Below are 19,913 nucleotides of genomic sequence, written 5' to 3' on the forward strand. Positions count from 1 at the left end.
GCTTCACGACGCGGATTGCAATTGCCGCACTACCTTAGGCAAAGGCCCGGTGCGATACAACCGCGCGAGGCGTCCGCGTCGTACCTCGTTCAGTTGACCTTGCTGGTCGGATACACCGCCCCGATGTTGCAGGTCGCGGCGCCCAGGCCACCGTTCGCGAAGCCTTCCGGGCGCGCGGTGGGCACGACCACATCGCCGGGATTGCCGCAGATCATCCCCAGGTCCATGCGCGAGCGGAAATTGATTTGCGGGCTGCGCGCCAGTTCGGGGCAGCTGCCAGACAGCTCCACCCGGTACCAGCCATGGCCACCGGGGTGGCGACGGGAGACTTCCACCAGCAGGCCGCCGGGATCTGCCGACCACGAGCGCACGAAGCGCGGGGCGAAGCAGTAGCTGGGTGAGCCGCGAAAACCCTGGCCGCGCTGCGGTCCCTGCACCTTGACCGTATCGAGTGTGGCCACGCCGTCTGCCTGGTCGGCCTGGCGCGCCATCGCCGCGAAGGTCCTGCCGTCGATCGGCGCAACGCTGGCGACCGCGCAGCGCTGGTCGTCGGCCTGGACGAATTCGTTGGGATCGCCGCAGACCCAGCCGTCGTGGGCCAGCAGCTGCGCCGAATGGGCGGTGTCCACGCCGGGGCAATCCGTGGCCAGGGTCACCCGATGGAACTGGCTGATGCCGCTGGCGATGGCCAGCGTGCGTGGGTCTGCCTGGCGGGCGTCGCTGACGTGGCGTGCGTCCAGGCATTGCGGCCCGGGCGGCACGCGCTGCGGCTGCGCCGAGGTGGCCTGCGCCTGCGGCGAGGGTCCGCTGCAGGCGAGCAGGGCGGCGAGGGCAAGCGGCTTGTTCATCTCATCGCTCCTTGATGATGAAGATCATCCATCATAAAGCATGCGTGGCGGCAGCCGGATTTCAGCCGGTGGGCGGCCTGGCCATCGCCGCGCGGCGGGCCCTGAAGACTTCCGGCGCCTGCGGCTTGACGAACAGGGCGGTCAGTTCGGGGAATTGCTGCTTGACCGCCGTTTCGATGCGGGTGATGCAGGCTTCGATCTGCGGGGTGGCGCGGTCGTCCTCGAACTCGGCGCTGAGCGTGGCCACCACCTGGTTGGGGCCCATCTGCATGGTGTTCACGCCGTTGGCATTGCGCAGGTCGTGGTCGCCGTTGGCCACGTCCAGGATGGCCTGGGCCAACTCGGGGTGGGCCGATTCGCCGATCAGCAGGCCCTTGGTCTCGCGGGCCAGCAGGAAGGCCGCCGTGGCCAGGAGCGCGGCGATGCCCAGCGAGGCCACGCCATCGAACACCGGCATCTGCAGCAGCTGGGCCGAGGCCACGCCGAGCAAGGCGATCCCCAGGCCCAGCAGCGCCGCAGTGTCTTCCAGCAACACGGTGAAGATCGACGGGTCCTTGCTGCGGCGGAAGGCTTCGAAATAGCCCAACTTGCCCTTGGTGCTGCGGAACTCGCGCAGCGCGACCAGCCACGAGCCTGCTTCGAACACGATCGACACACCCAGCACGAGGTAGCTGACCAGATGGTTGGTGGCCGGTTCGGGATGCAGGATGTGGTGGATGCCCTCGTAGGCTGACACCCCGGCGCCGGCGGCAAACACCAGCAGGGCCACGATGAAGCTCCAGAAGTACAGCTCACGCCCGTAGCCGAACGGATGGGTCGGGTCGGGCTGCTTTTCCGAACGGTGCAGGCCGTAGAGCAGCAGCAGTTCGTTGACGGTGTCCACCAGCGAGTGCACGCCTTCGCTGAGCATCGCCGAGCTTCCGGAAAAACCGGCCGCGACGAACTTGGCGATGGCGATGGCCAGGTTGCCGGCCAGTGCGGCGTAAACGACAAGGCGTGGGCCGGAGGGTCTGGCCATGGATCAAGGCGGAGAGGCGAGGGCAGCTGTCATCTTGGTCAGGCTGGCGTCCGCACCACGTGAGATATGCAGGTGCTCTCGTCACGCCCGCGACCTGGCGACCCCGATCGCTACGGCGGCGGCTACAATCGCATGCCCTGTCCCGACCGATACCCATGTCCGATCCAATCGCCTGCCCGCAATGCACGCTGCACAACACCTATGCCGATGGCGCGCTGATGGTCTGCGCGGACTGTGGCTTCGAGTGGGCGGCGCAGACGCCGGCCGAGCCCTCGGTGGTCGTGCGCGACAGCAACGGCAACGTGCTGGTCCAGGGCGATACGGTCGTGGTGATCAAGGACCTCAAGGTCAAGGGGTCATCGATTCCGCTCAAGCAGGGGACCGTGATCCGCGGCATCCGCCTGGTCATAGGCGACGCCGAGCACATCGAAGGCCACTCGGACAAGATCAAGGGCCTGGTACTCAAGACCTGCTTCCTGCGCAGGGCCTGAGCGCTGCGCTTCAACCCGGCGACGGCAGCGGATCGAGCAGCGGCACATGCCTCCACCGGTCGAGTTCACGAACGCGCACGCATGCGCCGTGGCAGGTGATGGCGCCGGGCCACGCCGCCCGGTGCCGAGCGTGCTCCAGACCCGATTTTCGCATCACCGACGCCGCAAGCCCGTTAGCCGGACTGAGCGACCACTACCGGCGGGCGGCGCGCAACGCACACAACAAAGGCCGCTCGTGCGGCCTTTGTTGTGTCTGCCACGGCAGGCGCGATCAAGCGCCTTCCTGGCTGTCGACCTTTTTCAGCACGCGGGTATTGCCGAGCACTTCGACCCGGCCACCTGCCTTGCGGAAGGCTTCCAGGTCGGCCTTGATGCGCTCGTGGGTCAGCGCGCCACCTTTCTCATTGCCGCTCTTGCCTTTGCTGGCCATGGTCATCTTGGAACTGGTACGGGGCATTGGAATCTCCTGGGTCAGTACATCGTCAAGGGAATACCGCGGCGCAGCTGGTCGTGGTGGACCTGCCGGATGTCGCGGCAGTACGGGGCGCCCATCACGAAGCGGCGGCACACTTCCGGCCGGCTTGCGTAGATGGTGCAGCCCATGTCGGGGCCGACCGCCACGCACCAGCCTTCTTCGTCGCGAGCCATCACGCGCAGTCCTTCGTGCGTGTGGGTGGTCAGGTGGGCCGGCACCCGGTCGTCGACATCCAGCACGACGGTCAGGCGGCAGCAGATCGCGTCGCAGGCATCGCACTGCACCGACGGATCGCGGCCGCTGTCGGCATCGAAGCTCACGCCTGGCCGCCGACGCCGCGCTGGTAGTGCAACAGCTGCGCCTGGCGCTTGCGGCCCGGTGCCGACGGCAGCCGCGGCGTGCTCAGGACAAACCCATGCGCGGCCAGATCACGGGCGAATACCCCGGCATGGCCGCGCGCCGGGTCGCTGATGACGATCTCGCACGCCGGCCGCGCCAGCGAAGGCAGCAGTGCCGCCAGGGCCAGCGTCGGCCCGCGCTCGTACAGCACGTCGCTGCCGATGATCAGGTCGAAGCGGCCCATGCCTGCGCGGCCCGTGGCCCAGTCCATGCGCCGGTACGGCACCGCGGCCAGATCATTCAGGGCAGCGTTGTAGGCCAGGAACACTTCGGCCAACGGATGGTGGTCGCTGGCCACCACCTGCGCACCGCGCCGGCTCAGCACCAGGCTGGCCAGGCCCAGGCCGCAACCCAGTTCCAGCACGCGCTTGCCAGCCACTTCGTGGATCTGCATGGCGTCTGCGAGCACCAGCCCAGCCGGCCAGACGTGGCCGAACAGGCTCCACTGGGCCGATGAAATGCCGGCCTCGGCGGCCGACGCGTCAGGGTCTGCGTACTGCTGCAGGTCGCTCAGGGCACGGATACGGAAATGCTGGTCGCCAAAGGCGTAATCGCTGATCTGGGTCTGATAGCCCGACACGGGCACTCCCGCTGGGATCCATCAGCATGCACTGACTGACGGACCGGATGAAACCGGATAAAAAGAGAGCGAGAGACGGGCGCCTGAGTGGCCGGACGAAACGCGCGTGTAGCTGCGTGGAACGTGTGCATGATAGCACAAGTGTTCCACAGACCCTTCACCGCAGATGAAGGGCGTGCAGGGCGTGCTCGGCCGTGCCCGGCTCGGTCAGCCGGCAGTGGACAGTTCCAGCGGCGGATAGTCGATGTAGCCCTCGGCGCCGCCGCCATACAGCGTGTCCGGGTTGAAACTGGCCAGCGGCGCGTCCAGGCGCAGGCGCTCGACCAGATCCGGGTTGGCGATGAAGGGGCGGCCGAAGGCGACCGCATCGGCCCTTCCTTCGCTCAATGCGGCCACCGCCATGGCCTTGTCATAGCCGTTGTTGACCACCCACGGGCCGCTGAACCTGGACTTGAGCGCGACGTAGTCGAAAGGGATGTCGTCGCGGGGACCGCCGGTCGCGCCCTCGATCACGTGGACGAAAGCCAGGCCGCCGATCGCCTCCAGGCGCTCGACCGCGCGTTCGAACAAGGGCTGCGGGTTGGAATCGTGCGCATCGTTGGCCGGGGTCACTGGCGAGAGGCGCACGCCGGTGCGGCCGGCGCCGATTTCCTCGGCGACTGCGCCGACCACTTCGGCCAGCAGGCGGGTGCGGTTTTCGATGCTGCCACCGTATTCATCGGTGCGGTGGTTGCTGCCGTCGCGCAGGAACTGGTCGATCAGATAGCCGTTGGCTGCATGCACTTCCACGCCGTCAAAGCCGGCGCCGATGGCGTTGCGCGCGGCGGTGCGGTAGTCGGCGATCAGCTGCGGGATTTCCTCCAATCTCAGGGCGCGCGGCTCGGAGACCTGTTCCATGCCGTTGGCAGTAAAGGTCTGTGCGTTGGCGCCGATGGCGCTGGGAGCGACCGGAACTTCGCCTGCGGGCAGCAGGCTCACATGCGAGATCCGGCCCACGTGCCACAGCTGCAGCGCGATCTTGCCGCCGGCAGCGTGGACTGCGTCGGTGACAGCCTTCCAGCCTGCGACCTGGGCCTGGCTGTAGATGCCCGGCGTGTTCAGGTAGCCCTGGCCGAGTGGATTGATCTGGGTGGCCTCGGCAATGATCAGGCCAGCGCTGGCCCGCTGGCGGTAGTACTCGATGGCCAGCGGCGTGGGCACGCAGCCTTCGATGGCCCGATTGCGGGTGAGCGGTGCCATCACCACGCGGTTGGCCAGAGCGATGTCGCCCAGCGTGGTGGGGGAGAACAGGATGCTGGCGTCAGTCATGGAGTATCTCGAAGGTGGGGATCCGAAGGCCGCGATGATGCCTGCCGCAGCGTTGCCGTCGGGTGCAAGGCCGGCCCACCATTGGAACGCTGCGTCCAGCAGGGTGCGTTGGCGCGCGTGCGCATGCGCATGCTGACGCTAACTGGGGCAGCGCGCGGGTGTCGTGCGCGGCCACCGACTCGATCGCTTTAATCCCGCCGGCCTGAAGCGGTGCCGACGATGGAGCTTGCGTCGGTCATCGCCGGCTCCCTGCCGGTCACCCCCCAGTCGGCAAGCGCTTGTTCGGTGTGTTCGCCGGCATATGGCGCGGGACCTCCCGGTTCAGTGGCGGTGCGGCTGAAGCGCGGCGCCGGCGCCGGGTGCGTGATGCCATCACGCTCGATGAAGGTGTTGCGTGCGGCGTTGTGCGGATGGTGGGGAGCTTCGTCCAGATCGAGTACCGGTGCAAAGCACACGTCGCTGCCTTCCATCAGCGCGCACCACTGATCACGGGTCTTTCCACGAAACGCCTGGGCCAGCTTCTGTTTGAGTGCCGGCCAGGCGGCGGTGTCGAACTGCGGCGCGAATGCCGGGTCGTTGATCTCGAGCTTGTCGAGCAACAGCTTGTAGAACTGCGGTTCAACCGAGCCGATCGAGATCCATTTGCCGTCCGCACACTGATAGGTGTCGTAGAAATGCGCGCCGCCGTCAAGCAGGTTGGATTGCCGCGCGTTGTTCCACATCCTCATCGCCTTGAACTCGTACACGATCGATGCCATCAGCGCGGCACCGTCGGTAATGGCGGCATCGACCACCTGGCCCTGCCCGGAGCGCTGGGTCTCCAGCAGGGCGCTGACAATGCCCAGCGCCAGCATCATCCCGCCGCCGCCGATATCGCCGATCATTGCCGGCGGCGCCACCGGCCCACTGTCGGCACGTCCAATGGCATGCAAGGCGCCGCTGATGGCGATGTAATTGATGTCATGGCCGGCGGCCTGGCTGAGCGGACCATCCTGCCCCCAGCCTGTGACGCGCCCGTAGACCAGACGCGGGTTGCGCGCATGGCACGGTTCGGGACCGATGCCGAGACGTTCCATCACCCCGGGCCTGAACCCTTCGATCAAGGCATCGGCCGATTCGACCAGTTGCAGGAAAGTTGCGACACCTTGCGCAGACTTGAGGTCAAGCGCCAACGAGCGCCGCCCGCGGTTGAGAACGCTGCTGCGGCCCGGTTTCAAGAATTCGCCGTCGCGGTCCTTGCCGACCTCATCCAGCCTGTCGATACGCAGGATCTGGGCGCCCATGTCCGCCAGCATCATTGCGCAGAAGGGCCCTGGGCCAATGCCGGCGACTTCCAGAATTTTCAAGCCTTGCAACGGCCCTGCCATCAAGCAATCCTCTGTTGCAGGCAAGTCGGCCGGTGCGCCGGCGGACAGGCCCATCGGCGTCAACGGGCGGGTTCGGCGCCACCCATGGCTGGTCCCGCCACGACGGCGTCGTCCGGTCTGGCTTCATTCAAAAGCGCATAAACGAAGTCGTCGGCCAGGCGCCGCAACTGTTCCGGTGTCGGATTGCGAACCCAGTGAATGGTCCAGTTGAGCGCGCCGACCGCATTCCTGCGGAAGAGCGCGGTGTCGGTGGCGATCAATCCCTCGCTCTTGACTTCCTGGAGCACACTCAGCCAGACATTGCGATAAGTCTGGCTAAGCGCTTCCAGCGGCAGCCGTTTTTCAGGCGAGATCTGGCGCCATTCGCGCAGCCAGACCTTGTGCGCATAGCTGTACTCGGAATGCAGCGCTTCCAGATGGCCGGATATCAGCGCATGCAGGCGCTCGCGCGGGGTGCGCGCGCCGTCCAGCTTCCTTGCGACCACTTGCAGGCCTTCGGTCATGCCGCCTTCCAGCACCGCGAACAGCACATCTTCCTTGGTCGCGAAGTGATAGAAGAAGCTGCCTGAAGTAATCCCGACCGCATGGGTGATGTCGCGCACGCTGGCGCCCTGATAACCCTTCTCCTCGAACAACTTTCCGGCCGCACGAATCAACTGGTGATACCGGGTCAGCGGCTGGCGCTCCTGCACCTCGCCGGATGCCGGCGCTCTACGCTCCTGTCGCTTCGCACTTATCGTTTTAGCCAATTGATTGCCTCTTTCCTGTTGTGGCAAGCGTCCACGACCAAACACAAACAAGCCAAGTGCCCCAGTACCCATCAGGGACTCACGGCCACCATTGCTGCACCTTCCCTTAAGTTTCTGGACACATTGCAGGTTGCACCGCAATCTTCCGCTTCAGGAAATCCACATCCAATCGGGTGCGTACATGGAACAGGTGATACGAACGCGCATCCCTCACGCTTCTCCATCGAGAACGCGTGACGTACGCAGGAACTGGTCCTTTGTACGCCACTCGGAGGTCAGCCCGATCGCAAGATGCGCGCTGTCAAGATCAAGCTTCGTCTTCGGCAAAGAAATCGCTGACCAGACGGTTGAATCGGGCCGTATGCTCGATCTGTGTCCAGTGTCCGCACTGACCAAACACGTGCAGTTGGGATTTCTGGATCAGCTCAAATAACCTGTAGGAACTCGACAGCGGGATGACCCTGTCCTCGCGTCCATGGATGATCAACGCCTGCTGCGGCAATGCACTGATGCTGGATTCCGGACTGGCCAACAAATCGACGCTGCGCTGGCGCGGCGCCGGAAACATCTGCGAGTACGCTTCCTGGCAGCCGGGCCGGATGCTGGCTTCGTAGCGCATGCGAGCCAGCTCATCGTTGACCAGCGAGCGGTCGTAGGCAAAGATATCGAGCATCTGGCGCATGGCGTCCTGCGAAGGCGTGTAGCCCCAGACGCGGTCCAGCCCCTCGGTGATCGGAAAGGAGAGGCCGGCGCTTCCCATCAGCACCAGCCGGCCCACGCGCTGCGGCGCACGAATCGCAAGCGCCAACGCCAGCGCGCCGCCGAAGGAATTGCCGATCACATGCGCCTTGTCGATCTCGAGGGCATCCAGGAAGCCGAGCACATGGCTGACCCAGGTGTCCATGTTGTAGTGCACGCCCTGCGGCCGCTCGGTGTAGCCGAATCCGACCATGTCCGGCGCCAGCACGCGAAAGCGCGAAGCCAGCGCCGGGATCGTCAAGCGCCAATTGGCCCAGGCCGTGACGCCGGGCCCCGAGCCGTGAATCAGCACCACCGGCGTACCGCTGCCCTGGTCGTGATAGTTGGTCTGGATGCCGTTGGCAGAAATCGATTTGCCGACTTCCGGATTGGTGCTCATGCTTTGTCTCCTCAGTCTCAGGTCGCTTGAACCGGTTGTGCTCGCACGCCGGCGTCATCCGCCCCGGCGCGGGATCATTTCGTTCGATGTTGCAATGAAGCCCGGCGCGAGCCTGCGCCAGGCCGAGGGCGCTGTGTCAGCGGCCCAAATCCTTTGCGCTGACGCCGGCGATTCCCCAGTTTTCCTTGGGTACGTCGTGAATCCAGACGCGCACGTTTTCCTTTGGCGCGCCCAGCGCTTCTGTCAGCGCGAGTGTGACCTTTTCAATCACGGCCCGCTTTTGTTGCTCGGTGCGGCCTTCCAGCAAATACACTTGCGCGAACGGCATGATCAATTCCTTCCCAATGAAAGCTAGACAAAGCGCATGCCGACACTGCCCATGCCTTGCACGCGCAGGGTGACGGCGTCGCCCGGTTGGACCGCAACCGCTTCGGTGATGCCGCCGGACAGGATCAGCGTTCCGGCGGGGAGTTCCTCACCGCGCGCACCTAGATGGTTGGCCAGCATCGCGATCGCCGCTGCGGGGTGGCCGAGCACCGCAGCGCCGGCCCCGAATGCCACTTGCTTGCCGTTCTTCTCGAGCACGATGCCCACGGTGCGCAGATCGACTTCACTGGCTGGCACGGCCTGGCCACCGACCACGAAGCGTGCGGCCGAGGTGTTGTCTGCGATCACGCTTTTCAGGTCGAAATTGAAATCCCGGTAACGCGAATCGATGACTTCGATGCCCGGCAAGACAAAGTCGGTGGCCGCCAGGACGGCGCCGATGTGGCACCCAGGCCCCTTCAAGGCGCGCTTGGTGACGAAGGCGATCTCAGGCTCGATTTTGGGATGAATCAGGTCGGACACCTTGCACTCGCCGCCTTCCGGCACGGCATAGTAGTCGGCCATGAAGCCGAACACCGGGGTTTCCACGCCCATCTGTTTCATCTTGGCGTGCGAGGTCAACCCCGCTTTGAGCCCGACAATCCTGTTGCCGCGCGCGATCTTGCGGCGGCGGATCTCATCCTGGATCGCATAGGCATCTTCCCAATCCATCTCGGGATGATCGTTGGTGATCTTCAGCGTATCCTTCGCCTTCAGCTCGCAGTCTTCGAGATGGGCAGCGAGCTTTGCGATGGTGTCCTGGTCAAGCATCATGGTGCATTCTCCTGAGCGCGTTTGTCAGCTGAACCGGACCGAGCAACTGCCCAGGCCACCGATTGTGACGCGAAAGTTGTCGCCGGCCTTTGCCGGGAACATCGCGGCAAGCGCGCCGGACAGGATCACCTCACCGGCTTTCAATGGAATCCCCAGGCGGCCCATGGTATTGGCCAGCCATGCCACGGCGTTGAGCGGGGAGCCCAGGGCAGCGGCGCCAGCGCCGGTTGCGATGATCTCGCCGTTCCTTTCAAGCACCATGCCGCACAGCGACAGGTCGAGCTTGCGCGGATCGACCGCCTTGTCACCGAGCACGAACACCCCGCAGGATGCGTTGTCGGCCACCGTGTCCTGGATCTTGATTTTCCAGTCGCGGATGCGCGAGTCGACAATTTCGAAGCATGGCATCACGCATTCGGTGGCAGCCAGCACGTCGGCGTTTGAGATGCCGGGACCCATCAGATCCTTTTTCAGGATGAAGGCGATTTCGCCCTCGGCCTTGGGCTGGATCAGGGTGCCGATATCGATCGCCTCGCCCTCGTTGTAGATCATGCCGTCAAGCATGTAGCCGAAGTCCGGCTGGAACACGCCCAGCATGTTCATCACCGCATGTGAGGTGACCCCGATCTTCTTGCCGACGATGCTCTCGCCCGCCTGCAGTCGGCGTTCAATCATCCGCTGCTGGATCTGATAGGCGTCCTCGATGGTGATTTCCGGATGGCGGGTGGTCAGCGGCTCGCACATGCTGCGGGTCATCAGCGCCTGGTAAAGCTCATCGCCGAGCGATGTAATCAGTGTCTTGTCCATGGTCACAGTTTGATGCACACGTTTTTCAGTTCGGTATAAAACTCGAGCGAATGCACTCCGCCTTCGCGGCCGATACCGGATTGCTTGGCGCCGCCGAAGGGCGTGCGCAGATCGCGCAGGAACCAGGAATTGACCCAGACGATACCGGCCTCGATCGCCGCTGCCATTCGGTGCGTGCGCTGCAGGTTGGTGGTCCAAATTGCGGAGGCCAACCCGTACGGATTGTCATTGGCGCGCCGGATCACTTCCTCCTCGCTGTCAAAGGGAGCGATGTGGCAGCATGGGCCAAAGATTTCTTCGCGCACCACCGCTGCCGTATCCGACAAGCCGGTCCAGATCGTCGGCTCTACCCACGAGCCGCCCTTGAGCGCATCGGGCATGTCCGGAATGCCACCGCCGGTCACCAACGTGGCACCTTCCTCCAGCGCCTTCGCGTAATACGACAGCACCTTGTTGCGATGCTCCTGGGAGATCAGCGGCCCGAGGCCACTCGATGGATCGGTAGGCGCGCCCGGTTTCATTTTCTCCACCGCTTCTTTCAAGCGGTTGACGAAGGTCTCGAAGATCGGTCGTTCCACGTAGATGCGTTCGGTGCCCAGACAAACCTGTCCGCAATTGGCGAACGTGGAGCGGATCGTGCCGGCAATGGCCTCATCCATGTCGCAATCGGCAAACACGATCGCCGCGTTCTTGCCGCCCATTTCCAGCGAGACTGGTCTTGCTCCGTCGGCCGCAGCCTTCATGATCGCCGCGCCGGTGCGGGTTTCGCCGGTGAAGGTGATGGCGCCGACCTGCGGATGGGTGGTTAGGAATTCGCCGGCCGCATCCGGGCCGAAGCCATTGACCACATTGAAGACACCCTTCGGCACGCCGACCTTGTTCATCACGTCGCCGAGCAGGGCGGCCGCCTGCGGCGTTTCTTCCGATGGCTTGACAACGACCGTATTGCCGCATGCCATGGCCGGGCCGAGTTTCCAGGTCATCAACAGAAACGGCAGGTTCCACGGACAAATCACCGCGACCACCCCGACCGGGCGACGCAGCGAGTAATTCAATGCCCCGCGTCCGTCGGGCGTGGCCATCTCGAAGAACTCGCTGGGTACATTCTTCACCACGTCGGCGAACACCTTGAAATTGGCCGCGCCGCGTGGCACGTCAACATGCCGCACGAAGTGCTCGGGCTGCCCCATGTCGGTGATTTCTGCCTCGACGAAATCCTCGAAGCGACGCGTGATTTCATCGGCCACCGCGTACAGCATTTCCGAGCGCTCCGCGACTGCCAGTTTGCTCCATGGGCCATGCAGCGCTTCACGCGCCACGCGCACGGCAGCATCGACTTCACCACGCCCGGCCTCGCTGACGCGTGCAATGATCTGGCCGTCGTAGGGTGCTGTCTTGTTGAACCACTTGCCGGTGCTGACGTACTCACCGTTGATGAAATTCAAGACTTCTTTCACTTGATGCTCCTTACCTGTCCGGCCGCAAGCCAGACCGCCGCAGGCAAGCCTGCCTGTGCGCATAGTTCAAAGGCCGCTCGGACCCGCCCGAAACGCCGTTCCCAGCGCCTCGCTGGCGGTTCGACATCCCGCCTGACGCCGCTTCCCGCGCCAAGCTTGCTGGGAGCGGAAAGCGCAATCGCACCGCCGCGATCAGGTGTAGACGTTGGTAAAGCTCTCCTCCAGCACCCCGGTATGGTAGAAGATGCCACGTGCCGCCTGGTCTTCGGTCCAAGTAATGACGGGCTTGTCGGGTTGCGCCTGGTATCCGAGGCCGGCGAAGGTTTCATTGCGGTTGCCGGAAGGGTCAAAGAAATAAATGGTTTCACCGCGCGTGAGGCCGTGCCTGGTTGGCGGCACGTCGATGCGGGTGCGGTTCTTGGCCATGATGTCGCCAGCCTTGAGGATGTCGTGCCACGAATCGAGGAAGAACGACACGTGATGCAGGCCTGGACGATCGCCACCGACGAAGGCGATGTCATGTGGCTTGCTGGAGCACGACAGGAATGAGGACAGCTGGATCGATCCGCCTGGGCCGACCAGGATTTGTTCGGTCTGAAAAAACCCGAGCGCTTCCTTGAAGAATCTGGTGTTCTCCTCGACCTTGTTGATGCCTTTTTCCGGGTTCAATTCGCACATCAGCAACACATGGTCGAGCCAATGCGAGCCGGCGCCGCGCAAATCGTCCGGCCAGGGATCAGGATTGGTGGAGCCGACATCGGTATCGACACATTCTTTCTGCGCATACAAGCGCATGTCGTGTCCGCTCGGCAGGTTGAACTTCAGCATACGGCCGACGAAAGGCAGCGAATTCTCCTTCAGAAACTCGGTCTTGACGCCTTTGGCTTCGATGGCGGTCCTAAAGACATCCAGGTCCTGGTCGCTTTCGACCTTGTAGGCAACATGGTTCATGCCGGCGTGGTCGGCAAGGCTCAGGATCACCGAGTACTTGTCCCACTCGTCCCAGCACTTCAGATAGACATTGCCTTGGTCATCCTTGTGCGTGACCTTCATGCCCACGACATTTTCATAATGTTTGAGCGCCGCCTCCATGTCCATCACGCGGAGGGCAACATGACCTATTCTCATCACACCCATTTTCTATCTCCTCAGGCTCTATTGGTTACGCGAGTTACGACCCAAACCCCGGCCCGCCCAGCGCAGCTGAAATCGGCGGGTGCAATTTGCTCATGTCACGATCGCCCCCCAGGGGCTGCGTGTGATCGCTTTCTTCAATTTTCCAACCACTTCGACTTCGATGGCGCTGGCTGGCGCGACCCGGCAAGCTAGCACGATTCCCTGCGCCTCTTCCTGCTCGTTGACGTGAACGCGGCTCATCGGGCCGGTCTTGTTTACCTTGCCGCTGCGGATCGCGACCTTGCACACGCCGCAGCCGCCATTCAGGCAGCCCGCCGGAATGCCCTTCCTACCCAGACGCGCCATGCCTTGCAAAAGCGTTTCATCGGCCGAGCAACGATAGACCGCATCGTTGTCCACGATATGAATCTGGTAAGTTGCGGGAACGGCTTGGCTCGGCGCCGGCATGCAACCCTCCACTGCCCGTGAATGTGACTCGTTCATGCTAGCACCCATCGCTTCAATGTGATCCCCATATCGGTGAGACGCACCATTTCCACCGCACCGCCGCTCCTGATCAGGCCCCCGGACGGGGCGCCGATCGCGGTTCGGCGTTATCCAATCCGAGGCGGCCAGGCGGTCATGCACGACCGCGTACCTGCTTCGGCCAACCTGAGCAGGGGAAGTCGGCCAGACTGATCGGCTGCATGCGCTCCAGGCTAATCGATGGGCGTGCTGCGCTCCGGACAGGACGGATCGACCAGCGCAACACGGCTGGCCACGGCCGGTTCAGCATGTCCAGGAACCCGTCCCTCGGGCACGACTGTAATTCAGTTCCAGGCCGACACCCCGACCGACGGCCATCGCCAGTCTGAGGCTTCAGCGGCACCTTCCTGTGTGTGGGCCACCAGTCTCTCGGTTGACCCACCGCACCGCCGACCTTCAAATCGTTCAGGGTTGCCTCAAAAATTTTCGGCCTCACCCGTGTGATGTCATGGACGCCTGCTCGATCTCTCAGCTTCCATCTTCGCTGTCCAGGCGTGCATAGATTCGGCCGTTTTCAACCACGACTGGATAGACAGCCAGTGGCTTGGTACAGGGAAATGTGGTTGCGGCGCCGGTGCGGATATCAAACGTGCCGCCGTGAAAAGGACATTCAACCTGGCCGTCGAAAATCTCGCCGTCACAAAGCGACGCTGCACCATGCGTACAAGTATCGTCCGTTGCAAAGAACTCGTCGCCCAGGCGAAAGACGGCGATCGGCGCTCGTCCAGCCAGTTCCACCAGGGTGCCGCAATCCGGCTGGACATCCGCAGTCTGCGCAAGAAAAGTCAATTCGCGCTGCTTGTTTGCTTGATCAGGCACTCGTGTCTCCGAAGCTTGCCTCGTCATCCAGAACGGCCTGTCCGACGTTGAAATAACGGCCATGCAGTTCCGCGATCTGGCGGTTGTTTTGATCAACGACCTTCACCAAGGTGGTGCCAGTGGTGCGGCCGACGTAGGTCACTTCCGAATGTGCGTACAAGTGATCGCCCTTTTTCGCTGGACGCATGAAATCAATATGACAGTTTAAGCCGACGGCGGCATTGTTGCGGGTGCTCGACGCATAAGCAAAAGCCGCATCCGCCAAGGTAAAAATGTAACCACCATGGCAAGTGTCATAGGCATTCAACATTTCCTCGGTTACCGCCATCGACAGCGCGATACGTCCTGGACCACCCGACTCGATTGTAATGCCGAGACCCTCCGATACGCGATCTTTGGAACGCAGCTTGGCGATGCATCGCTTGGCCAGTGCGTCGGCATGCGACTGGCCCGCAGTGGCGGCCGTGGCCGCAGGTTCGTTGGTGTTCTGTTTCATTCAATCTCCGTGTTCCAGGGCACCAGACCTTTTTCGGAACTCAGCCACTTTTTTATTTCCGCTTTCTTGACCTTGGCGTTCGAAGTCTTTGGCAACTCATCGACAAATACTACATGTTTTGGCGTTTCCTGCTTGCTCAGCTTGCCATTGCAGAACGCGATGATGTCTGCGGCCGTCGCGTCCTGGTGCGTGGACCGCCGATTGACCACTGCCACGACAGCCTCGCCCCATTCAGGGTGGGGCACGCCAACCACTGCCACTTCCAGAATCGCCGGATGGTCGACCAGCACCGCTTCGACGGTGGTTGGGAACACATTGACTGCGCCTGTGATGATCATGAATTTCTGCCGGTCAAGCAGGTACAGATAACCGCGTTCATCAAGTTGGCCGATATCGTTGGTGCGCAGCCAGCCGTCTTTCAATACCTCGGCGGTCTCCGCTGGCATGCCCATATAACCTTTCATCATGGTCGTGCCGCGCAGCCAGATCTCACCCTTGGTACCGGGGGGCACTGGCCTGCCTTCCTCGTCGCGGATCGAACAGTCGAAATGGAGGCCCAGGCGGCCGACTGACTTCAGCAGCTCCGGCTCCGATTCAAGCGCGAGTTTGTGGTCCTGCTCGGTGAGAAACGTGACCCAGCCGCCGCTTGACTCGGTCAGCGCATAGGTCTGGATCATCTGGACCTTGAAGCTTTCGCGTGCGTCGCGGATAAGCTTCGGCGTGGCAGGTGACGAGCCGTAAACCAACACCCGCATCGACGACATGTCGTATTGGCCGGTTTGGTACTCGGTGATCGCGCGATGGATCATCGTCGGCACCAGCAGACCCACCGTCACGCGGAAGCGCCCGACATCGCGCAGGTAGGTATCAATCTTGAAGGAACCGTCAGGAATCACCGTGGTCATGGCGTTGCCGAGGCCATAGCAATTCATGAGGACCACCACCCAGGCGGATGCGGCGGGCATATACCAGACATCATCCGGGTTAAAGCCGAACGAAATCACCGAGTGAATGACGCAGTCGGAGCCGCCTCGCTGCGTCAGCATCACGCCTTTGGGAACGCCGGTGGTTCCGGAGGTATAGCTGATGAGCAGCAGGTCGTCTGGTGCGAGTTCCGGCCATTCGGGCTCGCCCGTCGCTTCGCTCAGCAGCTTTTCATAATCGAATGAAAAGTCGTGCTCACCATTATATCCGATCAGTGTGATGCCGAGATCTTCGATCTCCTCGCGATGTTCTACAACCATGCTCTTAACGCGTGCATCGACCAGCAAAACTCGCGTCTTGCTGTTCTTGAGAACATGCTTCATTTCTGGCCATGCGTATTGTGTATTGACGCCGACCCTTGCTGCACCCATCTTCATGCAGGCATAAAAGTGCTCATACACCTCGATGGATTCAAGCGTCATGATGGAGACGGTCGAACCTTTGCCGAACCCCATGTTTTGCAAGGCGACTGCAAAGCGGTCAGACCGCTCATTCATCTGCTTCCAGGTGGCTTTATGGTCCCCACAGTAATACGCCACTTTGGTTGGGTAGTTGTTGGCGCAGCGCTTGATCATCTGGCGTAGATAAAGCATGAAGGTCTCGTCTCCTGTTCTTTGTTGTCTCGGCGAATATTTATGGGATCACTGAAAATCAAGCCACTGGTCTCCAGCCGCACTGCTGCCAACTTTCCCATTGGCTCCTTTTGCCCGGTCTCTGCCAGGCTCACCAGCAACCAAGGCGCTTCAGCGACTTCCATCGAACCCGCGAAATACGGGATCTGGACACCCTCTTCGTGCTGGGAGTTCAAAATCGGTGGACGCTATATTTTTATTATTTCTACTGTACCTTCGTATCTGTGGCGCGCCTCCAGCTGATGGTTACGGGCCCGGCGCCTCTCCAGAGTTAATCGTCGCGTCAAGGAAGAGCCCTCACCCAAATGATCGCCGAGGAGACCTAGCCGGTCATCAGGGCGGCAAGCATGAATCATTGACAGGTTCCTGGGAGGCCTCGATGCCGAGCGGATCAAGCAGGTCTCGGTCCAGTCCGTGCACCCAACCCCGCTGCGCGCGAATCAGAAACTTCATTTTCACGCTTCTGCCGCTGCGCATCATGCTGCCGCAGCGCGCACAGCGGCTGGACAGGATAGCGGTCGATTCGTCGCTCTTGAGCACCACGCAGGCTTCCTCCCGGCCAGTCGTGCGGTGCTGGTACTTGCTCCCTCCGAACTTCGGTGGAAAAGTGAAAAATGTCCAGCCGCCAATGAGAGCCTGCCACCTTTCTTTAGGTCTTTAGGACAACCCATTGTACTTTTCAAGCCCGGCGTGCGCTCCTCGTGCGGATCAGGCAATCCAGACCCCTCGCTGGGCTAGCAGGGGAGGGACACCACCTTCCAATGCCCAATGCACTTCTCGTCTTGCCCGGTTTTGTCGATAGCGAAACAACCGGCGCCGAGTGCGCAAACATACCAATTGATTGGTATTAATGGTACTAACAATTTTCCGGCGGTGTCAAGCGGTCTCCCGGAATCCCTTAAACGTACAATTTTTAAATGAAATCAAAAGCTTACGGTATAAAACGCTTCTCGCCGGCGTGGCCGACGCGTCATGATGCGGGTCGGCGCCTAAAGATCTGCATCTGGCGCTCCACCGGGGCCGGGGGCGGGGTGCCCAGATTCGGGCTGGCGAGGACGTAATTTTGCTCCGGGCGCCCTGGGTCGCGCGTCCAAGCACGCGATAGCGGGCGGCCGCCTCATTTTTGCTGCAGTGCAATATAGCTCAGCCGAGTGAGGAATGATAAGGTTCCTCTAGAGACGACTGCACGCGAGCCCCCCGTCCCGTTAAGGCCTGTACGTGGCGGGATGGTGCGGTACCTAACTTGTAAGCATTGCCATGCTGTCGCCGGCGTAAATGGCTGATGGGACTGAGATTCATGGGACACATTGAACAAGAGAACCTGGTAGAACTGATCGCGTGTGACGAGGTGGAGGAGGATTTTGGCGCAAAGGTCGAGCGAGAGGGGGCTCCCCCGTTGGCAGTGTTTCGATTGGGCGACGAGTTCTTTGTCATCGACGATACGTGCACGCATGGTGATGCATCTCTATCGGACGGAGAGTTATTTTCGAATGGAGAGGTGAGTTGTCCGTTCCATGGCGGGACATTTGACGTCAGAAGTGGCGCCGCATGCAAATATCCTTGTGTGGTGCCGATCAAAACCTACAGGACCAGGATTATAAATAATTCGGTCTGGATTGATTTAAGTTGATTTTTTTGCGGTTTTTGTGTTGCAGGTGGCGGGGGTTTTGCACTTGAACGCGCTTCAACTCATTGATAATGGAGTAGACAAATGAACATGTTGGAAAAGACGATCCCTTTCCTGGATCAAGCTGAATCCGGGCCACGACGGGTCAGTCGTGAGATATTCACGAGCCCCGAGCTTTTCGAGCTTGAGTTTCCCAGGATCTGGGAAAAGGTCTGGGTCTATGGCGCCCATGAGAGCGAGATCGCCAAGCCTCGCTCGTTCGTTACCCGGTGGGTCGGCCGCGTGCCGGTCATTATCAACCGCAACAAGGCCGGCGAAATCAATGCGTTCGTAAATGTATGTACGCACAGAGGCGCAACGCTGTGCCGCGTTTCCAAGGGAACGCGTGCAAATTTTGTCTGCCCGTTTCACGGCTGGGCATTTGACGATAACGGTTCCTTGATCGCCCCGATGAATGAGCAAGACGCCGGCTACCCCGATGGCTTCGAAAAGAAGGCCCTCGGCCTCAGGCGTTTGGCGGTTGCGAACTACAAGGGTTTTATTTTCGTAACCCTGAATGAAGAGGCGGAGCCGCTGGAAGATTACCTTGCGGATGCGAAGGTATTCATAGATATTCTGGTGGAGCAGTCGCCCAGCGGGTTGGAGGTCCTCAAGGGGAGCTCAACCTACACCTTCAACGGCAACTGGAAACTTCAGGCCGAGAACGGGGTTGACGGTTATCATGTTGCGGCCACTCATGCAAACTATGTTCAGACCCTAAAAAACCGGGCGAGTTCCACCACCAAGGGTCAGAAGACGAAGGCCATGAATGTGGGAGACCTCCCGAATGCCCGGGGTGGTTATTATGACTTGAAGAACGGTCATACCCTTATCTGGTCGGACTGGACAAATCCTCAGGATAGGCCTCTGTTTCCTGTGAAGGACGAGCTCAAGTCGCGCATGGGCGAGGCAAAGGCGGAGTGGGCTGTCGGCAGGTTGAGAAATCTGCTCATTTATCCCAACGTGTTTTTCATGGACCAGACCAGCAGTCAGATCAGGGTATTTCGTCCCTTGGCGGTGGATAAGACGGAAGTGACGATCTACTGTTTTGCCCCCAAGGGGGAGGCGCCAGCGGCTCGTGCGCATCGGATCAGGCAGTATGAGGATTTCTTCAATGCCAGTGGCATGGCAACTCCCGATGACCTGACGGAGTTTTCCGAGGTCCAGAAGGGTTCGCGGGCGCATGATGTGGTTCGCTGGAGCGACATGTCCAGAGGCATGAGTCATGAAATCTTGGGCCCCGACGATCTCGCAAAAGAATTGGGCATCAGTCCGGCGAGTAGTGGTGCAAAAATCGAAGATGAAGGGATCTTCCTGGCGCAGCACGCCAGGTGGCTGGAACTCATGGGGCTTGAAGGAGAGCAGTAATGGCTGTTGCGTTGGAAGCGCGGATGCGCGTGCAGGATTTTATTTCTGCAGAGATACGTTATCTGGATGACCGGGACTGGGATAAGTGGCTGTCGCTGTTTGATGAGGGGGTGGAGTTTTGGGTGCCTGCGTGGGATTCGGAGCACGAAACGACAACCGATCCTCAGAGTGAAATGTCGCTGATATTTTATAGTGGTCGCAGCGGGCTGGAGGATCGTGTATTCAGGATCCGTACGGGCCTCTCCTCGGCGTCGACACCGCTTCCCAGAACCTGTCATATTGTGAGCAATATCCAGGTCACTGAAGCATCGGGAGGGTATGGAGTGACTGCGAACTGGGTCAGCCACGCTTTCAAGAATGGAGAAACCACGACGTTTTACGGAGCCTACCATTACCATCTTATCGAAGATGGAAGCGAGTTCCGTATCGGGGCCAAGAAAGTCATTGTGATGAATGATTTGATTCCCACTGTGCTCGATATCTATAACATTTGACCTTTGGGCGGGTGG

23 protein-coding genes are annotated in these 19,913 nt (G+C 61.3%); 4 read left to right on the forward strand and 19 right to left on the reverse strand.

The window, feature by feature from the left end; translation table 11 throughout:
* Positions 1-89 precede the first annotated feature (89 nt).
* Both D9R12_RS01875 and D9R12_RS01880 read right to left on the reverse strand, forming a co-directional pair.
* The gene (locus tag D9R12_RS01875) at positions 90-848 is read right to left on the reverse strand and encodes a DUF6491 family protein (RefSeq protein ID WP_122227307.1); all 759 of its coding nucleotides are present in this window, start codon (positions 846-848) and stop codon (positions 90-92) included.
* A gap of 61 nt (positions 849-909) precedes the next feature.
* Positions 910-1,866 carry a cation diffusion facilitator family transporter gene (locus D9R12_RS01880; RefSeq protein ID WP_122227309.1) on the reverse strand — a complete coding sequence of 319 codons (957 nt, stop codon included), beginning with the start codon at positions 1,864-1,866 and terminating at the stop codon, positions 910-912.
* 155 nt (positions 1,867-2,021) lie between these two features.
* Here D9R12_RS01880 and D9R12_RS01885 point away from each other — a divergent pair, with 155 nt between their 5' ends.
* A complete protein-coding gene (locus D9R12_RS01885) occupies positions 2,022-2,357 on the forward strand; it encodes a zinc ribbon domain-containing protein YjdM (RefSeq protein ID WP_122227312.1) in 336 nt (111 codons plus the stop codon).
* 271 nt (positions 2,358-2,628) lie between these two features.
* On the opposite strand, the gene D9R12_RS01890 is transcribed toward D9R12_RS01885, so the two are convergent.
* The 17 genes from D9R12_RS01890 to D9R12_RS15525 form a co-directional block, all read right to left on the reverse strand.
* Positions 2,629-2,814 carry a hypothetical protein gene (locus D9R12_RS01890; RefSeq protein WP_122227316.1) on the reverse strand — a complete coding sequence of 62 codons (186 nt, stop codon included), beginning with the start codon at positions 2,812-2,814 and terminating at the stop codon, positions 2,629-2,631.
* 14 nt (positions 2,815-2,828) lie between these two features.
* Positions 2,829-3,152, reverse strand: coding sequence for a YkgJ family cysteine cluster protein (locus D9R12_RS01895; RefSeq protein WP_122227319.1), 324 nt, complete (start codon positions 3,150-3,152; stop codon positions 2,829-2,831).
* Positions 3,149-3,811 carry a class I SAM-dependent methyltransferase gene (locus D9R12_RS01900; protein ID WP_083833512.1) on the reverse strand — a complete coding sequence of 221 codons (663 nt, stop codon included), beginning with the start codon at positions 3,809-3,811 and terminating at the stop codon, positions 3,149-3,151. Before D9R12_RS01900 ends, D9R12_RS01895 begins: the two co-directional genes overlap by 4 nt.
* A gap of 207 nt (positions 3,812-4,018) precedes the next feature.
* Positions 4,019-5,119 (reverse strand): alkene reductase, encoded by a 1,101-nt coding sequence (locus tag D9R12_RS01905; RefSeq protein ID WP_122227323.1) that lies wholly within the window; start codon positions 5,117-5,119, stop codon positions 4,019-4,021.
* Positions 5,120-5,307: 188 nt separating this feature from the next.
* A complete protein-coding gene (locus D9R12_RS01910) occupies positions 5,308-6,486 on the reverse strand; it encodes a CaiB/BaiF CoA transferase family protein (protein WP_170159115.1) in 1,179 nt (392 codons plus the stop codon).
* Between the two features lie 59 nt (positions 6,487-6,545).
* Entirely contained in the window at positions 6,546-7,178 is a 633-nt protein-coding gene (locus tag D9R12_RS01915; protein WP_170159103.1) for a TetR/AcrR family transcriptional regulator, read from the reverse strand.
* A gap of 364 nt (positions 7,179-7,542) precedes the next feature.
* Positions 7,543-8,373, reverse strand: coding sequence for an alpha/beta fold hydrolase (locus tag D9R12_RS01920; protein ID WP_014160661.1), 831 nt, complete (start codon positions 8,371-8,373; stop codon positions 7,543-7,545).
* Positions 8,374-8,509: 136 nt separating this feature from the next.
* Positions 8,510-8,701, reverse strand: a complete 192-nt coding sequence (locus D9R12_RS01925; protein WP_014160660.1) for a 2-hydroxymuconate tautomerase — start codon at positions 8,699-8,701, stop codon at positions 8,510-8,512.
* A gap of 23 nt (positions 8,702-8,724) precedes the next feature.
* A complete protein-coding gene (gene dmpH, locus D9R12_RS01930; protein WP_014160659.1) occupies positions 8,725-9,513 on the reverse strand; it encodes a 2-oxo-3-hexenedioate decarboxylase in 789 nt (262 codons plus the stop codon).
* 24 nt (positions 9,514-9,537) lie between these two features.
* Positions 9,538-10,320, reverse strand: coding sequence for a 2-oxopent-4-enoate hydratase (dmpE, locus tag D9R12_RS01935; RefSeq protein ID WP_014160658.1), 783 nt, complete (start codon positions 10,318-10,320; stop codon positions 9,538-9,540).
* Positions 10,321-10,322: 2 nt separating this feature from the next.
* Positions 10,323-11,777, reverse strand: coding sequence for a 2-hydroxymuconic semialdehyde dehydrogenase (locus D9R12_RS01940; protein WP_122227328.1), 1,455 nt, complete (start codon positions 11,775-11,777; stop codon positions 10,323-10,325).
* A gap of 192 nt (positions 11,778-11,969) precedes the next feature.
* Positions 11,970-12,914 carry a catechol 2,3-dioxygenase gene (locus D9R12_RS01945; protein ID WP_014160656.1) on the reverse strand — a complete coding sequence of 315 codons (945 nt, stop codon included), beginning with the start codon at positions 12,912-12,914 and terminating at the stop codon, positions 11,970-11,972.
* Between the two features lie 90 nt (positions 12,915-13,004).
* On the reverse strand, positions 13,005-13,361 hold the full coding sequence (locus D9R12_RS01950; RefSeq protein WP_210538968.1) for a 2Fe-2S iron-sulfur cluster binding domain-containing protein: 357 nt from the start codon (positions 13,359-13,361) through the stop codon (positions 13,005-13,007).
* Between the two features lie 546 nt (positions 13,362-13,907).
* Positions 13,908-14,258 (reverse strand): non-heme iron oxygenase ferredoxin subunit, encoded by a 351-nt coding sequence (locus D9R12_RS01955; protein ID WP_244919610.1) that lies wholly within the window; start codon positions 14,256-14,258, stop codon positions 13,908-13,910.
* Positions 14,251-14,754, reverse strand: coding sequence for a hydroxyphenylacetyl-CoA thioesterase PaaI (gene paaI, locus D9R12_RS01960; protein WP_122227334.1), 504 nt, complete (start codon positions 14,752-14,754; stop codon positions 14,251-14,253). Before paaI ends, D9R12_RS01955 begins: the two co-directional genes overlap by 8 nt.
* Positions 14,751-16,331 (reverse strand): class I adenylate-forming enzyme family protein, encoded by a 1,581-nt coding sequence (locus D9R12_RS01965; RefSeq protein ID WP_122227337.1) that lies wholly within the window; start codon positions 16,329-16,331, stop codon positions 14,751-14,753. The genes paaI and D9R12_RS01965 overlap by 4 nt, the downstream gene beginning before the upstream one ends.
* 372 nt (positions 16,332-16,703) lie before the next feature.
* On the reverse strand, positions 16,704-16,910 hold the full coding sequence (locus D9R12_RS15525; protein WP_147475037.1) for a hypothetical protein: 207 nt from the start codon (positions 16,908-16,910) through the stop codon (positions 16,704-16,706).
* Positions 16,911-17,667: 757 nt separating this feature from the next.
* Between D9R12_RS15525 and D9R12_RS01970 the strand changes: the two genes are divergently transcribed.
* The 3 genes from D9R12_RS01970 (at position 17,668) to D9R12_RS01980 (ending at position 19,898) form a co-directional block, all read left to right on the forward strand.
* A complete protein-coding gene (locus D9R12_RS01970; protein ID WP_014160651.1) occupies positions 17,668-18,000 on the forward strand; it encodes a non-heme iron oxygenase ferredoxin subunit in 333 nt (110 codons plus the stop codon).
* A gap of 81 nt (positions 18,001-18,081) precedes the next feature.
* A complete protein-coding gene (locus tag D9R12_RS01975; RefSeq protein ID WP_122227340.1) occupies positions 18,082-19,404 on the forward strand; it encodes an SRPBCC family protein in 1,323 nt (440 codons plus the stop codon).
* Positions 19,404-19,898: an aromatic-ring-hydroxylating dioxygenase subunit beta gene (locus D9R12_RS01980; protein ID WP_210538965.1), complete on the forward strand. Its 495-nt coding sequence runs from the start codon at positions 19,404-19,406 to the stop codon at positions 19,896-19,898. The genes D9R12_RS01975 and D9R12_RS01980 overlap by 1 nt, the downstream gene beginning before the upstream one ends.
* Positions 19,899-19,913 lie beyond the last annotated feature (15 nt).

The sequence above is a fragment of the Pseudoxanthomonas spadix genome (assembly GCF_003703395.1).
In the GTDB taxonomy this organism is placed as follows: Bacteria; Pseudomonadota; Gammaproteobacteria; order Xanthomonadales; family Xanthomonadaceae; genus Pseudoxanthomonas_A; species Pseudoxanthomonas_A spadix.